The 1,556-nt window shown below is 48.4% G+C and carries 1 protein-coding gene and 1 pseudogene; both read right to left on the bottom strand.

Annotation, left to right across the window (positions count from 1 at the left end):
- Positions 1-1,245, bottom strand: a 1,245-nt coding sequence (locus tag R7E00_RS22995; RefSeq protein ID WP_318124533.1) for a PAS domain S-box protein, incomplete at its 3' end; no start/stop codon positions are given.
- 213 nt (positions 1,246-1,458) lie between these two features.
- Positions 1,459-1,556, bottom strand: a pseudogene (locus R7E00_RS22990) (EamA/RhaT family transporter); the annotation flags it as partial.

The following is a 1,556-nucleotide window of genomic DNA, read 5'->3' as shown; positions in this document are numbered from 1 at the left end:
GTGCTGTTCCAACAAGCTGATCAAATGGGTTCGGTTGGGCAAGTTGGTCAACGGGTCATAAAACGCCATGCGTTGCAGTTTCTCTTCGTGCGCTTTGCGCACGGAGATGTCCTCAAACACACAGATGTAGTTAATTAGGTGGTTTTTGTCATCCATTACCGCGCTAATAGTGGCTAATTGCGGGTAAATGCTGCCATCACGTTTGCGGTTGATAAACTCGCCTTTCCATTGGCCTTTGGTTTCAAGCTGCTGCCAAAGTTGTTGGTAAAAAGCATCATCATGGTGCCCAGAGCGGAGGATGTTCGGGTTCTTCCCAATCACTTCTTCGGCGCTGAATCCGGTGATCTGCGAGAACGCGTTGTTGACATCAATGATGTTGGCATTGCTGTCGGTAATGACCATACCTTCTTGCGAGTTGTTGAAGATTTTCGACGCCAACGACAATTGCGTTTCCACCATCTTGCGACGGGTAATGTTGCGCGTCATGCCCAAAATGCCGATCAGGTCACCGGCCTGATTTCGTACCGGTGATTTGATGGTTTCCAGCCAAGTTGGGTTGTTGTTTTCATCAATTTGGCGACACTCTTCAACGATGTTCTGTGTGCCAGTGGCGACCACTAATCGGTCGGCATCAATGAATTTTTCCGCGCGCTCGGCGCTGAAAAGGTCAAAGTCGTTCTTCCCGACAATGTCATCGTTAGACTTTTTCCACGCCTGTTCCACGCTGCGGTTAGTCATGGCGTACAGACCATCGGTGGTTTTGATCCAGATGTGGTCATCCAGACAATCGATGAATTCTTGCAGCGTTGGTAGTGGCTTGTTGGCGTGTGAGTGATGACGTTTGAGCTCTTGATGATAATGCTGGCTAACATCAAAACTGATGCGGCCTGCCAGTGCGCTCAGCCACGCAGAAACGGTTTGCTTTTGCTGCGTTGAGTGCGTCAACGTCACAACGGCAAACAGCTCCTCATTCGGTAGCCATACTGGGCACAGGCTCAGGTTTTCATCATCAAATTGTGAGCAAACTACGTCAAAGTGCGGCGCGGAAAATTGCGCGCAGTTTTGCTCAATCATCGCCACGATGGCGCGGTGATTTTGTGGCGAGGTGGATACCTCACTGGATAGCCATTGTTTGGTGTAGCTCAGGGTATAAAGTTGTCCCTGAGCTTGAGTGGCATCACAGCATTGCTGCAGAGCGTGTTGCCAGTCAGTCATCAACGGTGAAGGAATAGCGAAGCGAAACATAATTAGTAAAGTATCCTGAAGTGCCCACAAATATTTATAGGAATGTCGCCGTGTTAGGCGGCTGGGCTTTGGTTATATCGTATCCAACGCTTGAACAATTCCAAGCGACTGAAGGCACTTTCGATCAATAAAATGTTAGCGAGCTCTCTTTTTTATCCAACTCATTTCATTTCTCCGTTTTCATATTGTCCTAGGTTTTTCGGGTATGACCAACTATTGCGATGCGTTCGCCGCCTTGGCTTTTTTACCCCAAGTCACCTGTTGGATGACCAAACCACTGATGATTAAGACAAGTCCAATCAACGTCGATG

Origin of the sequence: Vibrio sp. Vb1755 (genome assembly GCF_033338635.1) — a bacterium.
In the GTDB taxonomy this organism is placed as follows: Bacteria; Pseudomonadota; Gammaproteobacteria; order Enterobacterales; family Vibrionaceae; genus Vibrio; species Vibrio alginolyticus.
This window is presented reverse-complemented; position numbering and strand designations above follow the sequence as displayed.